Here is a 19,271-nt window from a genome sequence, read left to right as displayed (position 1 = left end):
CATTTTCATGAGAGCCCCTGCTTCGGGCCGAGGCTTCCGACAAAAAGAAACGAGCCTGTAGGCTCACGGTCCAAGGCAAATGCTGGACCGTGAGCCTACAGGCTCGCATTACGATCGGAGAGCCGCGGCCGGCGCCCGGAGACTTGCTCCAGGCGCCGATTGCGTCAGAGGCCGAGAGCGGCCTTCAGCTCTTGGAGCTGACCGAGCTTTTCCGAGGCGAGGCGACGCGCCTCGTCGGATTTGGCGTCGGCCACATCCTCGCTGGCGTCCTTGATGTCGGCGTCGATCTTAGCGGCGTCGAGGTCAGCCACCGGAATGGCATATTCGGCCAGAATGGTGAAGCCGCCGAGCCCGACGTCGGCGAAGCCGCCGCGCACGAACAGCTTCTCTTTCTTGCCGGCCCCGTCGATCTCGACGACGCCGGGCTTCAGCACCGTCATCACCGGCGCATGGTCTTTGAGAACCGTGAACACGCCCTCGGCGCCGGGGGCGACGACGGCGTCCACCTCTCCCGAGAACAGAAGCTTCTCGGGAGAGACGAGTTCGAAGTGGAACGTGGCCATGAAGGGCTCCGTCGTCTATGCCGGATTTCGGAAAAGCGGGAACCGGCTTTCCAAGAAAATCCTGCAAAACCAAAAAGCTCTGGGCGGACAGGCGTCGGCGGGCCGACGCGCGTCCGCTCAGCGATTAACGGATCAAGCCGCTTCCTTGGCGAGCTTGGCGGCCTTCTCGACCGCTTCCTCGATCGTGCCGACCATGTAGAAGGCGGCCTCCGGGAGGTGATCGTATTGGCCTTCGACGAGGCCCTTGAAGCCCTTGATCGTGTCGGCGAGCGCGACGAGCTTGCCCGGCGCGCCGGTGAACGCTTCGGCGACATGGAAAGGCTGCGACAGGAAGCGCTCGATCTTGCGGGCGCGCGCCACGGTCAGCTTGTCCTCTTCCGAGAGCTCGTCCATGCCCAGAATGGCGATGATGTCCTGCAGCGACTTATAGCGCTGCAGCGTCGACTGCACCTTGCGGGCGACTTCGTAATGCTCCTCGCCGACGATGGCCGCGGAGAGCATGCGCGAGGTCGAGTCGAGCGGGTCGACGGCCGGATAAATGCCCTTTTCCGCGATCGAGCGGTTGAGCACGGTCGTCGCGTCGAGATGGGCGAAGGAGGTGGCCGGCGCCGGGTCGGTCAGATCGTCGGCCGGCACGTAAATGGCCTGCACCGAGGTGATCGAGCCCTTGGTCGTCGTGGTGATGCGCTCCTGCAGCGCGCCCATGTCGGTGGCGAGCGTCGGCTGATAGCCCACCGCCGAGGGAATGCGGCCGAGCAGAGCCGACACTTCCGAGCCCGCCTGGGTGAAGCGGAAGATGTTGTCGACGAAGAAGAGCACGTCCTGGCCCTTGTCGCGGAAGTCCTCGGCGACGGTGAGGCCGGTCAGAGCGACGCGGGCGCGGGCTCCCGGAGGCTCGTTCATCTGGCCATAGACCAGCGCGGCCTTGGAGCCGACGGCGGAGCCGTTCTCGGGCTTCTTGTTGACGCCGCCCTCGATCATCTCGTGATAGAGGTCGTTGCCCTCGCGGGTGCGCTCGCCGACGCCGGCGAAGACGGAATAGCCGCCGTGCGCCTTGGCGATATTGTTGATGAGCTCCATGATGATGACGGTCTTGCCGACGCCCGCGCCGCCGAACAGTCCGACCTTGCCGCCCTTGGCGTAGGGCGCGAGCAGGTCGACGACCTTGATGCCCGTCTCGAGGATCTGCGCCTCGGTCGCCTGCTCGGCGTAGGACGGAGCCGGCTGGTGGATGGCGCGCTTGGTCGCCGTCACGATCGGGCCGGCCTCGTCGACCGGCTCGCCGATGACATTGATGATGCGGCCGAGCATCTCGTCGCCGACCGGCACGGAGATCGGGGCGCCCGTGTCGCTCACCGGCGTGCCGCGCACGAGGCCTTCCGTCGAGTCCATGGCGATGGTGCGCACGGAGTTCTCGCCGAGATGCTGCGCCACTTCGAGGACGAGGCGCGCGCCCTGATTGGTGGTCTCCAGCGCGTTCAGGATTTCCGGCAGGTGATCGTCGAACTTCACGTCGACGACAGCGCCGATCACCTGCGTGATGTGACCCGTGGTCGTGGGGGTAGCCATTGTCTCGTCCTCTCGACTGTTGTTCCGATCAGAGCGCCTCGGCGCCCGAGATGATCTCGATGAGTTCCTTGGTGATGATCGCCTGGCGGGAACGATTGTAGAGCGTCGTCTGCTTCTTGATCATGTCGCCGGCGTTGCGCGTGGCGTTATCCATCGCGCTCATGCGCGCGCCCTGCTCGGAAGCGGCGTTCTCGAGCAATGCGCGGAAAATCTGCACCGATATGTTGCGGGGCAGCAGCGTCGCCAGAATTTCGTCCTGGCCGGGCTCATATTCATAATTGGCCTGAGGGCCGGCCACGGCCGCCTCGTTCTCATTGGCGGAAATCTGCGCCGGAATGAGCTGCAGCGCTGTCGGAAACTGCTGAATCACAGATTTGAAGCGCGAGAAGAACAGCGTCGCCACATCGAACTCGCCGCTCTCGAACAGATCGATGACCTTGCGGCCGATCGCGTCGCCCTGCTCGAAGCCGAGCTGGCGCACGCCGCGCAGCTCGATGAGCTCGATGATGTTCTTCTCATAATTGCGGCGGAGCTGGTCGTAGCCCTTCTTGCCGACGCAGAGAATCTTGACCGTCTTGCCCTGGCCCTGCAGGCGCTGGATGTGCTCGCGGGCGAGGCGGACGATCGAGGAGTTGAATGCGCCGCAGAGGCCGCGCTCGGCGGTCGCCACGACGAGAAGATGCGTCTCGTCGCGGCCATTGCCGGCGAGCAGCACCGGCGCGCCGGAGGAGACGCCCCCGGCGAGATTGGCGAGCACTTTCTCGATGCGCTCGGCATAGGGCCGCGCCGCCTCGGCCGCCGCCTGGGCGCGGCGCAGCTTGGCCGCCGCGACCATTTGCATGGCCTTGGTGATCTTCTGCGTCGCCTTGACGGAAGATATGCGGTTTCGAAGATCCTTCAACGAAGGCATGAGGGAACCCGTCTCATTCTGACCAGGACCACGCCGCCGTCATCGCGAGGAGCGAAGCGACGAAGCGAGCCAGAGCCGCGATGCGGCCCCTGGATTGCTTCGCTTCGCTCGCAATGACGGAGGCATTGTCTCTAGTCCTCGAGGTTGCGCGCGTCAGGCGAAGGATTTCGAGAAGGCGCCGAGGACGCTCTTCAGCTCGGCGGCCGTCGCATCCGGCAGATCCTTGGTCGTGCGGATCGTCTCGAGGATGTTCGGATGCTGCGTGCGCAGCAGCGCCAGCAGTCCGTCCTCGAAAGCGCGCACGCGGCCGACCGGCAGCGGATCGAGATAGCCGTTGACGCCGGCGTAGATCACCACCGTCTGCTCTTCCATCTGCAGCGGCGAGAACTGCGGCTGCTTCAGCAGCTCGGTCAGGCGCGCGCCGCGATTGAGCAGACGCTGCGTCACCGCGTCCAGATCGGAGCCGAACTGAGCGAAGGCCGCCATCTCGCGATACTGAGCGAGCTCGCCCTTGATCTTGCCGGCGACCTTCTTCGTCGCTTTCGTCTGCGCCGAGGAGCCGACGCGCGACACCGAGAGGCCGACGTTCACCGCCGGGCGGACGCCCTGGTAGAAGAGGTCCGTCTCCAGGAAGATCTGACCGTCGGTGATGGAGATGACGTTCGTCGGAATATAGGCCGACACGTCATTGGCCTGCGTCTCGATGATCGGCAGAGCGGTCAGCGAGCCGGAGCCGCGCTCGTCATTGAGCTTGGCGGCGCGCTCGAGCAGACGGGAGTGGAGATAGAACACGTCGCCCGGATAGGCCTCGCGTCCCGGAGGACGGCGCAGCAGCAGCGACATCTGGCGATAGGCGACGGCCTGCTTGGAAAGGTCGTCATAAACGATCACGGCGTGCAGGCCGTTGTCGCGGAAATACTCGCCCATGGCGCAGCCGGCGAAGGGAGCCAGGAACTGCATCGGCGCCGGATCGGAGGCGGTGGCCGCCACGACGATCGAATAGTCGAGCGCGCCGCGCTCCTCCAGCACCTTCACGAATTGCGCGACGGTGGAGCGCTTCTGGCCCACCGCGACATAGACGCAGTAGAGCTTGGCCTTCTCGTCGTCGCCGTCGTTCAGCGACTTCTGGTTCAGGATGGTGTCGAGCGCCACGGCGGTCTTGCCGGTCTGGCGGTCGCCGATGATCAGCTCGCGCTGGCCGCGGCCGATCGGGATCAGCGCGTCGATGGCCTTGAGGCCGGTCGCCATCGGCTCATGCACCGACTTGCGCGGAATGATGCCGGGAGCCTTCACGTCGACGCGCGAGCGGCTCTCGTAGAAGATCGGGCCTTTGCCGTCGATCGGATTGCCGAGGGCGTCGACGACGCGGCCGAGCAGGCCCTTGCCGACCGGAACGTCGACGATGGTGCCGGTGCGCTTGACGGTCTGGCCTTCCTTGATGTCGCGGTCGGAGCCGAAGATCACGACGCCGACATTGTCGCTCTCGAGATTGAGCGCCATGCCGGTGATGCCGTTCTCGAACAGCACCGTCTCGCCGGCCTGGACATTGTCCAGACCATAAACGCGGGCGATGCCGTCGCCGACGGACAGAACCTGACCGACCTCTGCGACTTCGGCCTCATTGCCGAAATTGGCGATCTCATTCTTGAGGATCGCGGAAATCTCTGCGGCGCGGATAGCCATCAGCCGACCTCTTTCATGCGTGTTCGAATGGAATTGAGCTTGGTCTTCAGCGACGCATCGAGCATGCGCGAGCCGATTTTGACGACGAGCCCCCCGATGATCGCCGGATCGACCTTCACCTCGAGGTCGATCGTCTTGCCGCTGGTGACGCCAGCGAGCGCATCGCGCAGCGCGCTCTCGTGATGAGAGGCGAGCGGCGCGGCCACCGTGACGTCGGCGCGCACAATGCCCTTGGCGGCGTCATGCAGCTTGCCATAGGCCTCGATGATGGCGGGGAGAACGAAGAGGCGACGTTTTGTCGCGACGAGCTTCACGAAATTGGCCGCGACGCCCGTGACGCCAGCGGCGTCGAGAATGGGAGAGAGAGCCTTGATCTGCGTTTCGGCAGAATAGATCGGGCTCTCGATCAGGCGCTCGAGATCCGCGCTCTCTTGGATCAGCGCGGCAAAGCCGCGCAGCGCCGTCGCGATCTCGTCCGTGGAGCCTTTCTCCACCGCGAGATCATAAAGGGCCGAGGCGTATCGCCCCGCTACTCCGGATAGATCGTCTCCGCCTGAAGCCACTTGCGTATCGCTCTCGGATCGCCGTTACTCGAGGCGCCTCGCGCGCAACGCAGGTCTGCGTGCGACGAAATCCGCAATGGCCTCGAACAACGTATTGTCGGGGGAAGGAGCCAAGGGCGACGCCCCAGCTCCAAGGCGATCGTCCCCTAACACAGCATATTTTGCGGCGCAACCCTGCGACGGCTGCGGAGAGGGCAGTTTCGACGATCGCACAAAAAAGCGCCACCCTCGCTTCGTCACGCGCGAACCCTCGGCTTGGCCTTTGATGGCGTTGAATTTTTTAGCGCTTCGCGAATTTTCGGCGCAGGCCGCCGCGCTGTCGCCGCTTGCGCCGCACGCAAGGCCATGGCACTGCGAAATCCTATCCACAGTCGGAGACGAAAGATGACGCGAGCGGTGGTGGGCATCATCGGAGGATCGGGCGTCTATCATCTGCCCGGCCTTCAGGATCTGCGCGAGGAGCGCGTGACGACGCCTTGGGGCGATCCGTCCGACGCGCTGCATTTCGGCCGCATCGGCGAGACGCAGGTCGTTTTCCTGCCGCGGCATGGTCGCGGTCATGTGTTCTCGCCCTCGGGCATAAATTATCGCGCCAATATTTTCGCGCTGAAGCAGGCGGGCGTTACCGATCTCGTGTCCGTCTCGGCCTGCGGCTCGTTCAAATCGGAATTCTATCCAGGGCTCTTCGTGCTGCCGGATCAATTCGTCGATCGCACCTTCGGCCGGCAATCCTCCTTCTTCGGCAATGGCTGCGTCGCGCATGTGTCGATGGCGCATCCGGTGGCGCCCTTGCTGGCGAAGCGCATCGCCGCCGCGGCGAAAGCGGAAGGCATAGAGCACTCCGTCGGCGGAACCTATGTCTGCATGGAAGGTCCGCAATTCTCGTCTTATGCGGAATCGCTGACCTATAAGGCCGCGGGCTATGACGTCATCGGCATGACCGCAATGCCGGAGGCCAAGCTGGCGCGCGAGGCGGAGCTGTCTTACGCGACCATCGCAATGGTCACGGATTTCGATTGCTGGCATCCAGAGCACGACAATGTCGATGTCGCTGCGGTTATCGCAGTGGTGCGCGACAACGCCGACAAGGCGAGCCGTCTGCTCGCTCGTCTGCTCACGGATTTCCCGCAAGAGCACGAGCCCTGCCCCATCGGCTCCGACCGCGCGCTCGACACCGCCATTCTGACGGCGCCCGAGGCGCGCGATCCGGCGCTGATGGAGAAGCTCGGCGTCATCGTCGCGCGGGCGAGCGGCGCGGCGGGGTGAGGACGTGCGCGGCCGCACAGACGCGAAGCGATCGACGATCCAAGCTTTGTTCGCGCCTTTTTTTGAAAGGCGGAGTCCCGCCATCCGTGCGGTGGCGCGACGCCGAACCAGGAGCGAGCTTTCGTGTCCATATCGTCGAACAAGATCGCCTTTTCCCTCGTCGCCTGCCTGCTGACGAGCCCCGCTCTCGGCAAGGATGCAGCGGGCGGCAAGGATCATCCATTGGTCGGCCGCTACGCGGGCGCGGAGATCACGAGATATGTCTCGGCGGAGTTCGACGAGCAGCGCTTCGTGCGGGCGCCGCTCGACATCAAGACCGACGGCGAAGCCTTCACCGAAGCGAATAGTTTCGCCGTCAGAGGCAAAGTCGCGCGCATCTGGTACGACGCGCCCAAGGAGCGCTCGTCGCTCGAGATCATCGCCAATTACGAAGAATCCTTGAAATCCAAAGGTTTCGAAATCGTCTACAGCTGCGCCGACGCCAGCTGCTTCAAAGGCCAGACGAGCGCCTACCGCTTCAATTTCGTCGGCGGCGACAGCGCCATCAACTACCGCTATGGCGACGGCGTGCGCTATCTGCTCGCCAAGGCGACGCGTCCCACCGGCGACGTCTATGCGGCGATCATCATCGGCGACAGCAAGAGCGGACCGCTGGTGCGCGTGATCGCCGTCGATATGAAGCCGATGCAGAGCGGCCAGATCGCCTTCATCGACGCCGACGCCATGGCGCGCGCGATAGCGAGCAATGGACGCGTCGCGCTCTACGGAATTCAATTCGATTTCGACGATGCGCAGATCAAGCCGGAATCACGCGCGACGCTCGACGAGATCGCCAAATTTCTGAAGGCGAATCCGTCCATTTCCGTCGTCGTGGCCGGCCACACCGACGGCAAGGGCCAGTTCGATTACAATGTGGATTTGTCGAAGCGGCGCGCCGCTGCGGTGGTCGCCGATCTCGCGCAGCGCTATGGCGTCGCGGCGCAGCGCCTCACGCCCTTCGGCGCCGGCATGGCGTCGCCGATCGCCGCCAATGACGACGAAGCCGGCCGCGCCAAAAATCGCCGCGTCGAGCTGGTCGAGCGCTGATCGAGGCGGCTCAATCCGCGCAGCTCTCCAGCCACACATCGGCGAAGCCGCGCCGCGCGCAGAGGCCGGCGAGATATTTCTCGATGCGGCGCACACGCTCGGCGTTGGCGGGCGTGCCCGGCGCGTAATCCTTCGGCTCATTGCCGGCGGCGACGAGGGCGAGAAACTCATCGTCGTCCAATTCCGCGAGCGGCTTGCCGAACCATTGCCGCGATGCGGAATCGAATCCGCTCACATCGATGAAGGCGGCGATCTGCGCGCTCTTGGAGGTCAGCGGGCCGACGGCGAATTGCGCGATCAGCGTCTGCCGAATCTTGCCGAAGCCCGGCTTGAAATCGGCGAAATAGAGCTTCTTCGTCACCGATTGCGCGAGCGTGTTGGCGTGCGGCGCGCTCCAATCGACGCCGCCATGCGTCCAGAAGCCGGGGTCCTGCACCGCGAGCAGCGTCTCTATGCGCTCGCGCGAGAAGCCGGGCGGCAATTTCGCGCCGTGATTCGTCTCCGCCTCATAGCGCGCGAACAGCGCCGGCGTGGCGACACGGGCGAGCGCGACGGAGACGGCCTCATAGCCGACGACGGCCGCGAAAGCCGCCCCGGCGAAGGCGGCCAGCGCCGAGCCGGCCGTCGCCGCCGCGAATGAGCGCGCCCGTAATTTCGCTTCCCGCATCAGAACAAACTCCCGCCGCAACTCCCCGCCGCGCCTCTCCTGACGAGGAGCTTTGCGAGGAAAAAGGGCGGCGGCGCGACATGGCCGTGGCCATCTCGCGGCCGCCGCCGACGCGAATGCGGCGGGACGAGCGGAGGATCACCCCCCGCAGCTCTCCAGCCACACATCGGAAAAGCCGCGCCGCTCGCAGAGGCCGGCGAGATATTTCTCGATGCGGCGCACACGCTCGGCGTTGGCTTGCGTGCCGGGCGCATAATCCTTCGGATTATTGTTGGTGGCGACGAGCGAGAGAAACTCGTCGTCGTCCAATTCCGCCAGCTTCTTGCCGAACCATTTTTGTGCGGCGGGCTCCAATCCGTTCACATCGATGAAAGCGGCGAGCTGCGCATTCTTGGAGGTCAGCGGCCCGACCGCGAATTGCGCGATCAGCGTCTGGCGGATTTTCGAGAAGCCCTTTTGGAAGTTCTCGAAATAGAGCCGCTTGACGACGGATTGCGTTACCGTCGTCGCGGTGAGCGGCGCGCTCCAATCGACGCCGCCATGGGTCCAGAAGCTCGGATCCTGCACGGCGAGCAGCGTTTCCACCCGCTCGCTCGAGAGCCCGGCGGGCAATGTGGCGCCATTGTCGGTCGCCGCCTCATAGCGTGCGAAAATCTCCGGCGTCGCGACGCGGGCGAGCGCGACAGAGACCGCCTCATAGCCGGCGAGGCCGAGAAGCGCCGCGACGGCGACCGCCACGACGACGAAGAAAGTTCTGCGTTTCCAATCCGCCATGTGAAGAAATCCTCTCGAAAACTTGAACCCGGCGATCGTTGCAGCGAAAATGGGTATCGTCTCGGCGATCCCGCGGCCACAATGAGGCGGGGCGGCCGAGATGCGCCTCGCGCCGAGCAAGATGCGTTTCGGCCGAGAATGAGCTAAGAACCGAAGAGCCGAACCCATTTCCGACGAGATCCCGAACATGACCCTCGCCTCCTCGATTCGCACGATTCCCGATTATCCCAAGCCCGGCATCATGTTCCGCGACATCACCACTCTGCTCGGCGACGCCAGGGCGTTTCGTCGCGCGGTGGACGAATTGGTGCAGCCCTGGGCCGGCACGAAGATCGACAAGGTGGCGGGCATGGAGGCGCGCGGCTTCATTCTGGGCGGCGCGGTGGCGCATCAATTGTCGGCCGGCTTCGTGCCCGTGCGCAAAAAGGGCAAGCTGCCGCACACCACCGTCTCCATCGCCTATTCGCTGGAATATGGCGTGGACGAGATGGAGGTGCACGAGGATGCGGTGGTGAAGGGCGAGCGCGTCATTCTCGTCGACGATCTCATCGCCACCGGCGGCACGGCGGAAGGCGCGGTGAAGCTGCTGCAGAAGATCGGCGCCGAGGTCATCGCCGCCTGCTTCGTCATCGATCTGCCCGAGCTCGGCGGCGCCAAGAAGATCGAATCGCTCGGCGTGCCGGTGCGTCGGCTCGTCACCTTCGAAGGGCATTGATTTACATGGCCGGGCGCGCTTTTGGCCGCGCCCCGGCCGTTCCTTCGCCAATATCGCGTTTCGTAATGTGTTTTTCACCGATTCCGTAACGACCCCATGCCGTCGAAACCGTCGCGTCCCTTTCTCCTCGCCACGGCGCTGGCTCTGAGCCTCGTCGAAATCGGCGTTTTCGTCGCCTTCGCCTCGCGTGGCCCGGCGCGGCCAGCAGAGGCGCGCGTCGTCGCCGAAAGACACGCCAATCCCTTCGGCGCGCTGGTGCAAAATCTGCGCGGCGCCATCATCGAGACCGCGCGGCTGGAGGAGCCGGCCCCGATCGAGGAGCCGCCGCCGGCGATCGCCGCTGCGCCAGCGGCGCCGGATGCGCGGCCGCCCTCCTTCCTCGCGGCGCTGCCTCCCTTGCGGCCGTCGGAGCCGGAGCCGGTCCTCGCCCTGCCGCCCGTCGATGCGCCACTTCCGCCGGCGCGGCCGCGCAATCTCGCCGCCGTCGAGCCCGTGACCGCAGCCGAGACGCAAGCGGGGACGATCCCGCTGCCGCCGGTCGCCGTCTCGCCGCCGACACAGGCGCTCGCCCTCGCCGCCGCGCCGCCGGCCAATGAGCCGCCGCCGCTGATGAGCCGCGACGACGGCAACTTCCGCATGGGCTCTGCGGTCTATGTCCGCATCTTCAAAAAGGAAGGCGAGCTCGAGCTCTGGCGCCGGCAGAGCGGCCATTTCACGCTCTACCGGACCTATCCGATCTGCAAATGGTCCGGCCATCTCGGACCCAAGCTGAAATCCGGCGATTATCAATCGCCCGAGGGCTTCTACAGCGTCTCGGCGCGCCAGCTCAATCCGAACTCCCATTATCACCGCGCCTTCGACGTCGGCTTTCCCAACGCCTATGACAAGCAGAATGGCCGCACCGGCGGCGCGCTGATGGTCCATGGCGCCTGCAAATCCGTCGGCTGCTTCGCCATGACCGACAGAGTGATCGAGGAAATCTACGGCCTGGTGGAAGCCGCGCTGCGCGGCGGGCAGCACGAGGTGCCGGTCCACATCTTCCCATTCCGCATGACCGATGTGGCCCTGGCCAAGGAGACGCAGGGCGACTGGACCAATCTCTGGTCAGCGCCGCCGGAGCACCAGCAATGGAGCGGCTTCTGGCAGAATTTGAAAGAGGGCTACGACCTCTTCGAGCAGACCGGCGAGCCGCCGACCGCCTATGCCTGCGGATCGCGCTACGCCTTCGGCGCCGCTGGCGGCTCCTGCCGCCGCATCGCCGGCTGGTGATCGATCGAAAAAATCGAATGATTCGACAAATATAATGCGTTGGACCGAACGGTCTGCGGCTGCGATCTGAACCGAGCCCTCAAAAAGGAGTTCGGTCCGATGGAAGCCATTTCGTCTCCGGCGCCCGCTTTCCCGAAAGCGGCGCCCGTCTTCCGCGCCCCGGCGTTTCTCGCCATCCTCCCCGGCGTCGCCCTCGCCGCGGCCATAGCGGCGGCGGCCTATGCGCCGCGTCTGCTCCCCGCGGTCGGCGCGCTCAGCCCGATGATCCTCGCCATTCTGCTCGGCGTCGGCCTGCGCAATCTCTTCGGCGTCCCCGCCTGGGCGGCCTCCGGAATCGTCTTCTCGCTGCGCAAGATCTTGCGCTTCGCCATAGCGCTGCTCGGCCTGCAATTATCGGCGGCGCAGATCATCGATGTCGGCTTCTCCGGCCTCGCAATCATCGCCGCGACGCTCGTCGCCACTTTCTGCTTCACCACACGCCTCGGCCGCTGGCTGGGCGTCGACGCCGAGCTCGCCCAATTGATCGCCGCCGGCACGTCGATCTGCGGCGCCTCGGCTGTGGTGGCGGCCAACGCCATCACCCGCGCCCGCGACGAGGATGTCGCCTACGCCATCGCCTGCGTCACTGTCTTCGGCACGCTCGCTATGGTCTCCTATCCGGCGCTCGCCGATCTCGCGCGGCTCGGCCCGCGCGCCTATGGCCTATGGGCCGGCGCCTCGATCCATGAGGTCGCGCAAGTGATCGCCGCGAGCTTTCAGCACGGCCGCGAAGCCGGCGATTTCGGCGCCGTCGCCAAATTGTCGCGCGTGATGCTGCTGGCGCCGACGCTGCTGACGCTGGCTTTCATGGCGGGGCGCGGCGCGCGCGGCGAGGAAAAGTTTTCGCCGCCCTTCCCCTGGTTCGTGATAGGCTTTCTCGCTCTCGTCGGCGTCTCCAGCATCGTCGCCATTCCGCCGGACGCGAAGGCCGCCATCGCGACGGCGACCACCGTCTTGCTGTCGATGGCGCTCGCCGCCATGGGGCTCGAGACCGATATCACTGCGCTGCGCGCCAAGGGGCTCCGCCCTCTGGCGCTGGGCCTGGCGGCCTCGGTCTTCGTCTCCGGCTTCAGCCTCGCGCTCATCGAGGCGTTCTTTCGCTGAGGCGTCATGACGCTCGAGCAATTGCGCATTTTCGTCGCCGTCGCCGAGCGCGAGCATGTGACTCGCGGCGCGCGCGAGCTCAACCTCACCCAATCGGCGACGAGCGCGGCCATCGCCGCGCTCGAGGCGCGCTACGCCGCCAAGCTGTTCGATCGCGTCGGCCGTCGCATCGCGCTCACCGAGGCGGGGCGTCTGTTTCTCGTCGAGGCCAAGGCCGTGCTGGCGCGCGCCGCGGCGGCGGAGGCGGTTCTCTTCGATCTCGCCGGGCTCGAATGCGGGGCGCTGAGCCTCGCCGCGAGCCAGACGGTCGGCAATTATTGGCTGCCGCCGATCCTGCATCGCTATCGCGCGCTCTATCCGAAGATCGCGATAGAGCTGAAAATCTGCAACACGCTGACCGCCGCCGATATGGCGCGCGAGGGCATTGTGGATTTCGCCATCGTCGAAGGCGAAATCGACGACAAATCCCTCGCAGTGGAGCCGGTCGCCTGGGACGAGCTGAAGCTCGTCGCCTTCCCCGGCCATCCCTGGACCGCTGCGGCGCCGAAGCGCGTCGAAGATTATCGATCCGCGAGCTGGGTGCTGCGCGAAAAAGGCTCCGGCACGCGCGCGATTTTCGAGGCGGTTCTACGCGAGAAGGGCGTCGACCCCGGCGAGCTGCGCATCGCGCTGGAGCTGCCGACGCATGAGGCGGTCGCCGCGGCCGTGGCGGCGGGCGCCGGCGTCGCCATGCTGCCGAGCCTCGTCGCCGGGGCCTCGGCCGGGGCGCTGGCGGCGATCGACATCGCTCTGCCGAAGCGGCGCTTTCTCGCCCTGCGCCGTGAGGGCCGCCACATCACCCATGCGGCGCAGGCGTTTTTGGCGCTGCTGCGCTGAGAGGCGCGTCGGCGCGCCGATCGCCCGCCGACGCGCGGCCGCCGGACTCTTCCCGGCGCCCGGCGGTCAACGGAACAATTGCGACAATTGGTGCATCACAATGAGGAAGAAGGCGAGCACCCCGCCAATTCCCATCAAAGCTTTCACGACGCCCGCGCTGCTCGTCTGCATGGCTCAAGCTCCTTGTTCGGTTGCGACAAAAGCGAGGCTAGCGGAGCGAAAACGGCGTTAAACCGCCAAGATTCGCGCGCCGACGGGTCCAAAGACGCGAGGCGGCCCCGTGACTTGACAGAGCCGGCGCGCCAGGAGGAAGCTGCCGGCGGCCCTGAGAAAAGAGCAATAATGCCGAGTGGAGGGGTCCAATGTCGCGACCCTTCGCCTATAGCCTGTCGCGCGAGATCGATCCGCGCCGCGGCGCGCCGCTCTATCTGCAGATCGTCCACGCGCTCATTCACGATGTGAGGAGCGGACGGCTCGCGCCGGGGGCGGCGCTGCCCAGCAGCCGCGAGCTCGCCGAATCGCTCGGCGTCAATCGCAAGACCATCGTGCTCGCCTATGACGAGCTGGTCGCCCAGGGCTGGTTCGCCACCCATGGCACGCGCGGCACTTTCGTCTCCGCCGAGCTGCCCGAGACGCTGCCGGCGCCGCGCAAAGCCTCCACCGATCCGCGCACGCCCGGCTTTCCCTTCCGCGCGACGCCCGACCCCGCCTTTGTTCCGGCCGGCGAGGGACTGGCCATAGACGACGGGCTTCCCGATGCGCGGCTCTTCTCGATCGACACTCTGCTCGGCGCCTATCGCGACGCCGGACGGCGCGCCGCGCGCTGCGGCGGGCTCGGCTATGGCGATCCGCGCGGAACCGGCGAGCTGCGCCGCGCCATAGCGGCGATGCTGGCCTCGCATCGCGGGCTCATCGTGGACGCGGAGGATGTGTGCGTCACGCGCGGCAGCCAGATGGGCATTTTCCTCGCCGCGCGCATTCTCGTCGCGCCGGGCGACGTCGTGCTGGTGGAAGGCCTCGGCTATTCGGCGGCGCGCGCGGCCTTCGCCGCCGCGGGCGCCGAGGTGATCGGCGTCCGCCTGGACGAGGACGGCGTCGATGTGGAGGATGTCGAGCGCCTGTGCCGCGGGCGGCCGGTGCGCGCGATCTATGTGACGCCGCACCATCAGTTTCCGACCACTGTTCCGCTGACCCCGGAGCGGCGGCTGCGCCTGCTGGACCTTTCCGCCAAATATGAGTTCGCGATCATCGAGGACGATTACGATCACGAATATCATTTCGAGCGCCAGCCGCTGCTGCCCATGGCGAGCTATGCGCCCGGACGGGTGATCTATGTCGGCTCCATGTCCAAGCTGCTGCTGCCGGGATTGCGCATCGGCTATGTCGTCGCGCCGCCGCCGGTGGTGAAATCCATGGCCAACGCCGCCGCCGGCGTGGATCGCCAAGGCAATGCGCTGACCGAGCTCGCCGTGGCCGCTCTCGTCGATTCCGGCGAGCTGCGCCGCCATGTGCGCAAGGCGCGCCAGATCTATGCGCAGAGGCGCGACGCTTTCGGCGCGTCGCTCGCCCGCGCCTTTGGCGACGCCATCCGCTTTCGCATCCCGGCGGGCGGGCTCGCCTTCTGGACGACGTTCCGCGACGAGGCGACGCTCGACGCGCTGGAGCGCGACGCCCCCGCCAATGGCCTGCGCTTCCTGCCCTCCAGCTGCTTCGCGGCGCCGCCGCAGCGCGGGCGCGGGCTGCGGCTCGGCTTCGGCAGCCTCGACGCCGGCGAGGCGGAGCGCGTCATCGCGCGCCTACGCCGCGCGGCCGGCGCCAGCATCGCCGAAAGCGCGCTACCCTGCTGATCGTTCGGCCGATCTGGACGAAGACGGCCGCTCGAGCCACATTGAGGACCTTCGAATGAGGAGACGCCCGATGGGAGCGACGCAGGAAAATAGCCGCGCGATCGTCGCCGACGCCACGGGTCGCGACGCGCTCTGGGAGCATATCCTCCGCGAGGCCGACGACATGCTGGCGCGCGAGCCGGCGATGGCGAGCCTGGCGCTGACCTTCGTTCTCAATCGCCGCTCCTTCGAGGATGCGGTGGCGCGGCGCTGCGCGGCGCGTCTCGGCGGCGCGGTGACGGAAGATCTGCTCTTCGACGCCTTCGCCCGCGCGCTGGACGCCGATCCGGCGATCGGCGAAGCTTTTCGCGCCGACATAAAGGCCGTCGTCGAGCGCGACGCCGCCTGCGGAAGGCTGATCGAGCCGCTGCTCTTCTTCAAAGGCTTTCACGCCATTCAGACGCATCGGCTGGCGCATTGGCTGTGGACCAATGGCCAGACCGATCTGGCGCTCTATCTGCAGAGCCGCTCGTCGGACGCGTTCCAGACCGACATTCACCCCGCGGCGCGTTTCGGCCGCGGCATATTCCTCGATCACGCGACGGGACTCGTCGTCGGCGCGACGGCGGTGGTGGAGGACGATGTCTCCATTCTGCAGAGCGTGACGCTGGGCGGCACCGGCAAGGAGAGTGGCGACCGCCATCCCAAGGTGCGGCGCGGCGTGATGATCGCCGCCGGCGCGAAGATTCTCGGCAATATAGAAATCGGCGCCTGCTCGCGCGTCGCGGCCGGCTCTGTCGTTCTGCATCCCGTGCCGCGCAACGCCACTGTGGCGGGCGTTCCGGCCAAAGTGGTGGGAACGGCCGGCTGCGCCGAGCCGGCGCGCGACATGGATCAGTTTCTGAACGGCCTGTCGTACGATTCGTTCAGCTATTCCATTTGACGCCTCACTGCGGCGGCGTCTCTTGTCACGGCGTCTCTCGTCAAGGCGTCTCCTGGCCGACGCGCCCGGCGAGCTGCGCAAAGGAGAAGCTTTCTCCAGCGGCCGATTCGCGCAGAGCGAGACGCAGCAGCCGCGCGGGAAAGCAGATCGCCTCCACATTGGAGTCGCGCATGTCGCGCGGCCGCAGCGGATCATTGGCGAGCGAAAGCTCGACATCGACGAGCAGAGCGTCGATCTCCTCCTGTCCGAGCGCGCCCTTGTCGCGCAATGCGCCGAACAGCGCCGCCAGTATGGCGTAGACGCCCTCGAGCTGAAGATTGGCCGTGTTCATATGTCGCCTCCGGCGCCCCTTCAGCGTAACCGCCGGCGGGGGGATTCGATCCATCGGCGGAGAAAATTCTTTGGGATGAGGGCGAGCACGCATGACGCTTCCCTCGTCCTTCGAGACGCCCGCGCCAAAGTCGGGCTTGCCCGACTTCGGCTCTTTGAATTGTCGATCTCGGGCAAGCCCGAGATCGATGCGGGCTCCTCAGGATGAGGGAAGCTTCGGATGGCGCGATGAATTACGAGGCGCTCCAGCGCAGCACAGGCTTGCGCGCCGCGGCGGTCTCGTCGAGGCGGCGGCGCGGAGCGTGGCGCGGCGCCTCGGTAAAGCGACGCGTCTCGCCGCGTTTCGCGCTAGCGATGAGATCACGCATCGTCGCGACGAACAAATCGAGCGAGCGTTTCGATTCCGATTCCGTCGGCTCGATCAGCATGGCGCCATGCACGACGAGCGGGAAATAAATCGTCATCGGATGATAGCCCTCGTCGATCATCGCCTTGGCGAAATCGAGCGTCGAGACGCCCGTCCCCTCGAGGAAGCTATCGTCGAACAAGACCTCATGCATGCAGAGGCGATCGCCGAAAGGCTGCGTCATCACATCGCGCAGCGCCACGCGCAGATAATTGGCCGAGAGCACGGCGTCGCGCGACGCCTGCGCGAGCCCGTCCGCGCCATGCGACAAAATATAGGCGAGCGCGCGCACGAAAGTTCCGAACTGACCATGAAATGCAGTGAGCCGGCCGAAGCTCTGCGCCCCATCGCCATGCTCGACGAGACGCAATGTCTCGCCTTCGCGCAGCAGGAACGGAACCGGCGCGAAAGGCGCGAGGCGTTCGGAAAAGACGACAGGACCAGAGCCCGGCCCACCGCCGCCATGCGGCGTCGAGAAGGTCTTGTGCAGATTGAGATGCATGGCGTCGACGCCCATATCGCCGGGCCGCGCGACGCCGGCGATAGCGTTGAAATTGGCGCCGTCACAATAGAAATAACCGCCCGCCTCATGCACGCGCCGCGCAATGGCGACGATATTGCGCTCGAACAATCCGCACGTATTCGGATTGGTGAGCATGATGGCCGCGACATCGGGGCCGAGCGCTTTGGCGACCGCCTCCTCGCTCACCACGCCATCGGCGCCGGCCTCGATCACGCGCGGCTGAAAGCCGAGCAGAGCGGCGCTCGCTGGATTTGTCCCATGCGCCGATTGCGGAATGAGAACCACCTTGCGCGTCTGCGCCTCGCCGCGCGCCGCGAGCGCCGACTCTATGGCCATGAGGCCGCAGAGCTCGCCATGCGCGCCGGCTTTCGGCGAGAGCGCTATGGCGCTCATTCCGGTGAGCGTCAGCAGCCAGCGCGACAGCTCCTCCATCAGCGCCAGCGCGCCCTGCGCCGTCGATTGCGGCTGCAGCGGATGCAGATCGGCGAAGCCCGCGAGCCGCGCGATCTTCTCATTGAGACGCGGATTATGCTTCATCGTGCAGGAGCCGAGCGGATAGAGGCCCGCGTCGATCGAATAATTCTTGCGCGACAGACGCACATAATGGCGCATCGCCTCCGGCTCCGAGAGGCCGGGCAGGCCGATCGGCCCTTTGCGCTCGAGCGCGCCGAGACGCGGCTCCAAATGCGCCGGCTCTTCTATATCGACGCCGCTCGTATCGGTGCGGCCGATCTCGAAGATCGGCGGCTCCTCCTGATCGAGCCCGCGATTTCCCGAGAAGGTCTCGAACGAAAAATCCTTCGGATGATCGAGCATCAGAGCGCTCCTCTCATTGCGGCGACGAAAGCCTCACGATCTTCCACCGTATCGACCTCTGTGCTGGCGACGATGAGGAGATCATCGAGCCCCGCATCTGGAAGCAGGCGCGAGACCGGAACGCCCGCAAGCACGCCCTGTTCCGCCATGGCTTCGACGAGACGCGCGGCGTCGCCCGGAACGCGCAGCGTGAATTCGTTGAAGAAGCTCTCATTGAGCGTCTCGACTCCGGCAACGCTCGCGAGCCGGTCGACGAGATCGACGGCGCTCGCATGATTTGCGCGCGCCAGACGACGCAGGCCCGCTTCGCCGAGCAGGCTCAAATGAATGCTGAAGGCGAGCGCGCAGAGATTGGAGTTGGTGCAGATGTTGGACGTCGCCTTGTCGCGACGAATGTGCTGCTCGCGCGCCGAGAGCGTCACGACATAGCCGCGGCGTCCGTCGGCGTCGACGGTCTCGCCGATGAGACGGCCGGGCGTCTGCCGCAGATGGGACTGCCGCGTCGCGAACAGGCCGAGATAAGGGCCGCCGAAGGAGAGCGGATTGCCGAGCGACTGGCCTTCGCCGACGGTGATATCGGCGCCCATCTCGCCGGGCGACTTCAGCAGGCCGAGCGAGACCGCCTCGGTGAAGACGGCGACGAGCAGCGCGCCATGCCGATGGCAGGCCTCGGCGATGGGCGCGAGATCGCGCAGATTGCCGAATACATCCGGCGTCTGCAGGATGACGCAGGAGACGCTGTCGTCGATCGCCGATGCAATGTCTTCCCGCGCCCGCACATCCGGCGCCAGCGCGACAATCTCATCGCCGGCGAAATGCGAGATCGTGCGCAGCACATCCGCATAATGCGGATGCAATCCGCCGGAGAGAATCGCCTTGCGCCGCTTGGTGATTCGATGCGCCATCAGCGCCGCCTCGGCGCAGGCGGTGGAGCCGTCATACATCGACGCATTGGCGATCTCCATGCCGGTGAGCATGGCGACCTGCGTCTGAAACTCGAAGAGATATTGCAACGTCCCTTGCGATATCTCCGGCTGATAGGGCGTGTAGCTGGTCAGAAATTCCGAGCGCTGGATCAGATGATCGACGCTCGCGGGAATATGATGGCGATAAGCGCCGGCGCCGATGAAGAAAGGCGCGCTCGCGGCCGAGAGATTGCGCTTCGCCATGGCGGAGAGCAGACGCTCCACCTCTATCTCCGATTTTGCGCGCGGGAGATCGAGCGGCGCTTCGAGCAGCAGCTCAGACGGCACATCGGCATAGAGCGCCGCGAAATCGGCGACGCCGATCGCCTCGCGCATTTGCGTGCGATCGACATCCGTCAAGGGCAGATAGCGCATGGC

General features: G+C 65.9%; 18 protein-coding genes. 8 read left to right on the top strand and 10 right to left on the bottom strand.

The genetic code is table 11. The features are described 5' to 3' along the window. Nucleotides 1–164: 164 nt before the first annotated feature. From EDE12_RS05725 to EDE12_RS05705, 5 genes are all read right to left on the bottom strand, one after another. Complete coding sequence (locus tag EDE12_RS05725) at nucleotides 165–563, bottom strand: F0F1 ATP synthase subunit epsilon (protein WP_024881097.1); 399 nt, start codon at nucleotides 561–563, stop codon at nucleotides 165–167. A 132-nt stretch (nucleotides 564–695) separates the two neighbouring features. Continuing rightward, nucleotides 696–2,132 carry a F0F1 ATP synthase subunit beta gene (gene atpD, locus EDE12_RS05720; protein ID WP_024881098.1) on the bottom strand — a complete coding sequence of 479 codons (1,437 nt, stop codon included), beginning with the start codon at nucleotides 2,130–2,132 and terminating at the stop codon, nucleotides 696–698. Between the two features lie 28 nt (nucleotides 2,133–2,160). Continuing rightward, nucleotides 2,161–3,042 carry a F0F1 ATP synthase subunit gamma gene (locus EDE12_RS05715; RefSeq protein ID WP_024881099.1) on the bottom strand — a complete coding sequence of 294 codons (882 nt, stop codon included), beginning with the start codon at nucleotides 3,040–3,042 and terminating at the stop codon, nucleotides 2,161–2,163. A 153-nt stretch (nucleotides 3,043–3,195) separates the two neighbouring features. Further along, a complete protein-coding gene (gene atpA, locus EDE12_RS05710; RefSeq protein ID WP_024881100.1) occupies nucleotides 3,196–4,725 on the bottom strand; it encodes a F0F1 ATP synthase subunit alpha in 1,530 nt (509 codons plus the stop codon). Beyond that, nucleotides 4,725–5,288, bottom strand: a complete 564-nt coding sequence (locus EDE12_RS05705) for a F0F1 ATP synthase subunit delta (protein WP_026599423.1) — start codon at nucleotides 5,286–5,288, stop codon at nucleotides 4,725–4,727. The genes atpA and EDE12_RS05705 overlap by 1 nt, the downstream gene beginning before the upstream one ends. 384 nt (nucleotides 5,289–5,672) lie before the next feature. Here EDE12_RS05705 and EDE12_RS05700 point away from each other — a divergent pair, with 384 nt between their 5' ends. Both EDE12_RS05700 and EDE12_RS05695 read left to right on the top strand, forming a co-directional pair. Beyond that, the gene (locus EDE12_RS05700; protein WP_026599424.1) at nucleotides 5,673–6,554 is read left to right on the top strand and encodes an S-methyl-5'-thioadenosine phosphorylase; all 882 of its coding nucleotides are present in this window, start codon (nucleotides 5,673–5,675) and stop codon (nucleotides 6,552–6,554) included. 123 nt (nucleotides 6,555–6,677) lie between these two features. Beyond that, a complete protein-coding gene (locus EDE12_RS05695) occupies nucleotides 6,678–7,640 on the top strand; it encodes an OmpA family protein (protein WP_051592565.1) in 963 nt (320 codons plus the stop codon). A gap of 10 nt (nucleotides 7,641–7,650) precedes the next feature. On the opposite strand, the gene EDE12_RS05690 is transcribed toward EDE12_RS05695, so the two are convergent. Together EDE12_RS05690 and EDE12_RS05685 are read right to left on the bottom strand one after the other, a co-directional pair. Next, nucleotides 7,651–8,307, bottom strand: a complete 657-nt coding sequence (locus EDE12_RS05690) for a transglycosylase domain-containing protein (RefSeq protein WP_024881104.1) — start codon at nucleotides 8,305–8,307, stop codon at nucleotides 7,651–7,653. A 138-nt stretch (nucleotides 8,308–8,445) separates the two neighbouring features. Beyond that, nucleotides 8,446–9,081: a transglycosylase domain-containing protein gene (locus EDE12_RS05685; RefSeq protein ID WP_084768584.1), complete on the bottom strand. Its 636-nt coding sequence runs from the start codon at nucleotides 9,079–9,081 to the stop codon at nucleotides 8,446–8,448. 187 nt (nucleotides 9,082–9,268) lie between these two features. On the opposite strand from EDE12_RS05685, the gene EDE12_RS05680 reads away from it, so the two are divergent. The 6 genes from EDE12_RS05680 to cysE all read left to right on the top strand — a co-directional run bounded on the left by EDE12_RS05680 (nucleotide 9,269) and on the right by cysE (nucleotide 15,853). Further along, nucleotides 9,269–9,796, top strand: a complete 528-nt coding sequence (locus EDE12_RS05680; protein ID WP_024881106.1) for an adenine phosphoribosyltransferase — start codon at nucleotides 9,269–9,271, stop codon at nucleotides 9,794–9,796. A gap of 96 nt (nucleotides 9,797–9,892) precedes the next feature. After that, the gene (locus EDE12_RS05675; protein WP_026599426.1) at nucleotides 9,893–11,065 is read left to right on the top strand and encodes a murein L,D-transpeptidase family protein; all 1,173 of its coding nucleotides are present in this window, start codon (nucleotides 9,893–9,895) and stop codon (nucleotides 11,063–11,065) included. A gap of 99 nt (nucleotides 11,066–11,164) precedes the next feature. Continuing rightward, entirely contained in the window at nucleotides 11,165–12,208 is a 1,044-nt protein-coding gene (locus tag EDE12_RS05670) for a YeiH family protein (RefSeq protein ID WP_026599427.1), read from the top strand. A gap of 6 nt (nucleotides 12,209–12,214) precedes the next feature. Beyond that, complete coding sequence (locus EDE12_RS05665; RefSeq protein ID WP_024881109.1) at nucleotides 12,215–13,084, top strand: LysR family transcriptional regulator; 870 nt, start codon at nucleotides 12,215–12,217, stop codon at nucleotides 13,082–13,084. A 362-nt stretch (nucleotides 13,085–13,446) separates the two neighbouring features. Further along, on the top strand, nucleotides 13,447–14,931 hold the full coding sequence (locus EDE12_RS05660) for a PLP-dependent aminotransferase family protein (RefSeq protein WP_024881110.1): 1,485 nt from the start codon (nucleotides 13,447–13,449) through the stop codon (nucleotides 14,929–14,931). A 70-nt stretch (nucleotides 14,932–15,001) separates the two neighbouring features. Further along, on the top strand, nucleotides 15,002–15,853 hold the full coding sequence (cysE, locus tag EDE12_RS05655; protein ID WP_026599428.1) for a serine O-acetyltransferase: 852 nt from the start codon (nucleotides 15,002–15,004) through the stop codon (nucleotides 15,851–15,853). 40 nt (nucleotides 15,854–15,893) lie between these two features. Here the strand turns inward: cysE and EDE12_RS05650 are convergent, their stop codons facing one another. From EDE12_RS05650 to gcvPA, 3 genes are all read right to left on the bottom strand, one after another. Beyond that, the gene (locus EDE12_RS05650; protein ID WP_026599429.1) at nucleotides 15,894–16,184 is read right to left on the bottom strand and encodes a hypothetical protein; all 291 of its coding nucleotides are present in this window, start codon (nucleotides 16,182–16,184) and stop codon (nucleotides 15,894–15,896) included. Between the two features lie 232 nt (nucleotides 16,185–16,416). After that, complete coding sequence (gene gcvPB, locus EDE12_RS05645) at nucleotides 16,417–17,928, bottom strand: aminomethyl-transferring glycine dehydrogenase subunit GcvPB (RefSeq protein WP_024881112.1); 1,512 nt, start codon at nucleotides 17,926–17,928, stop codon at nucleotides 16,417–16,419. Continuing rightward, nucleotides 17,928–19,268, bottom strand: coding sequence for an aminomethyl-transferring glycine dehydrogenase subunit GcvPA (gcvPA, locus tag EDE12_RS05640; protein WP_024881113.1), 1,341 nt, complete (start codon nucleotides 19,266–19,268; stop codon nucleotides 17,928–17,930). The genes gcvPB and gcvPA overlap by 1 nt, the downstream gene beginning before the upstream one ends. Between the last annotated feature and the right edge of the window lie 3 nt (nucleotides 19,269–19,271).

The sequence above is a fragment of the Methylosinus sp. sav-2 genome, assembly GCF_004366495.1.
GTDB lineage: Bacteria > Pseudomonadota > Alphaproteobacteria > Rhizobiales > Beijerinckiaceae > Methylosinus.
This window is presented reverse-complemented; position numbering and strand designations above follow the sequence as displayed.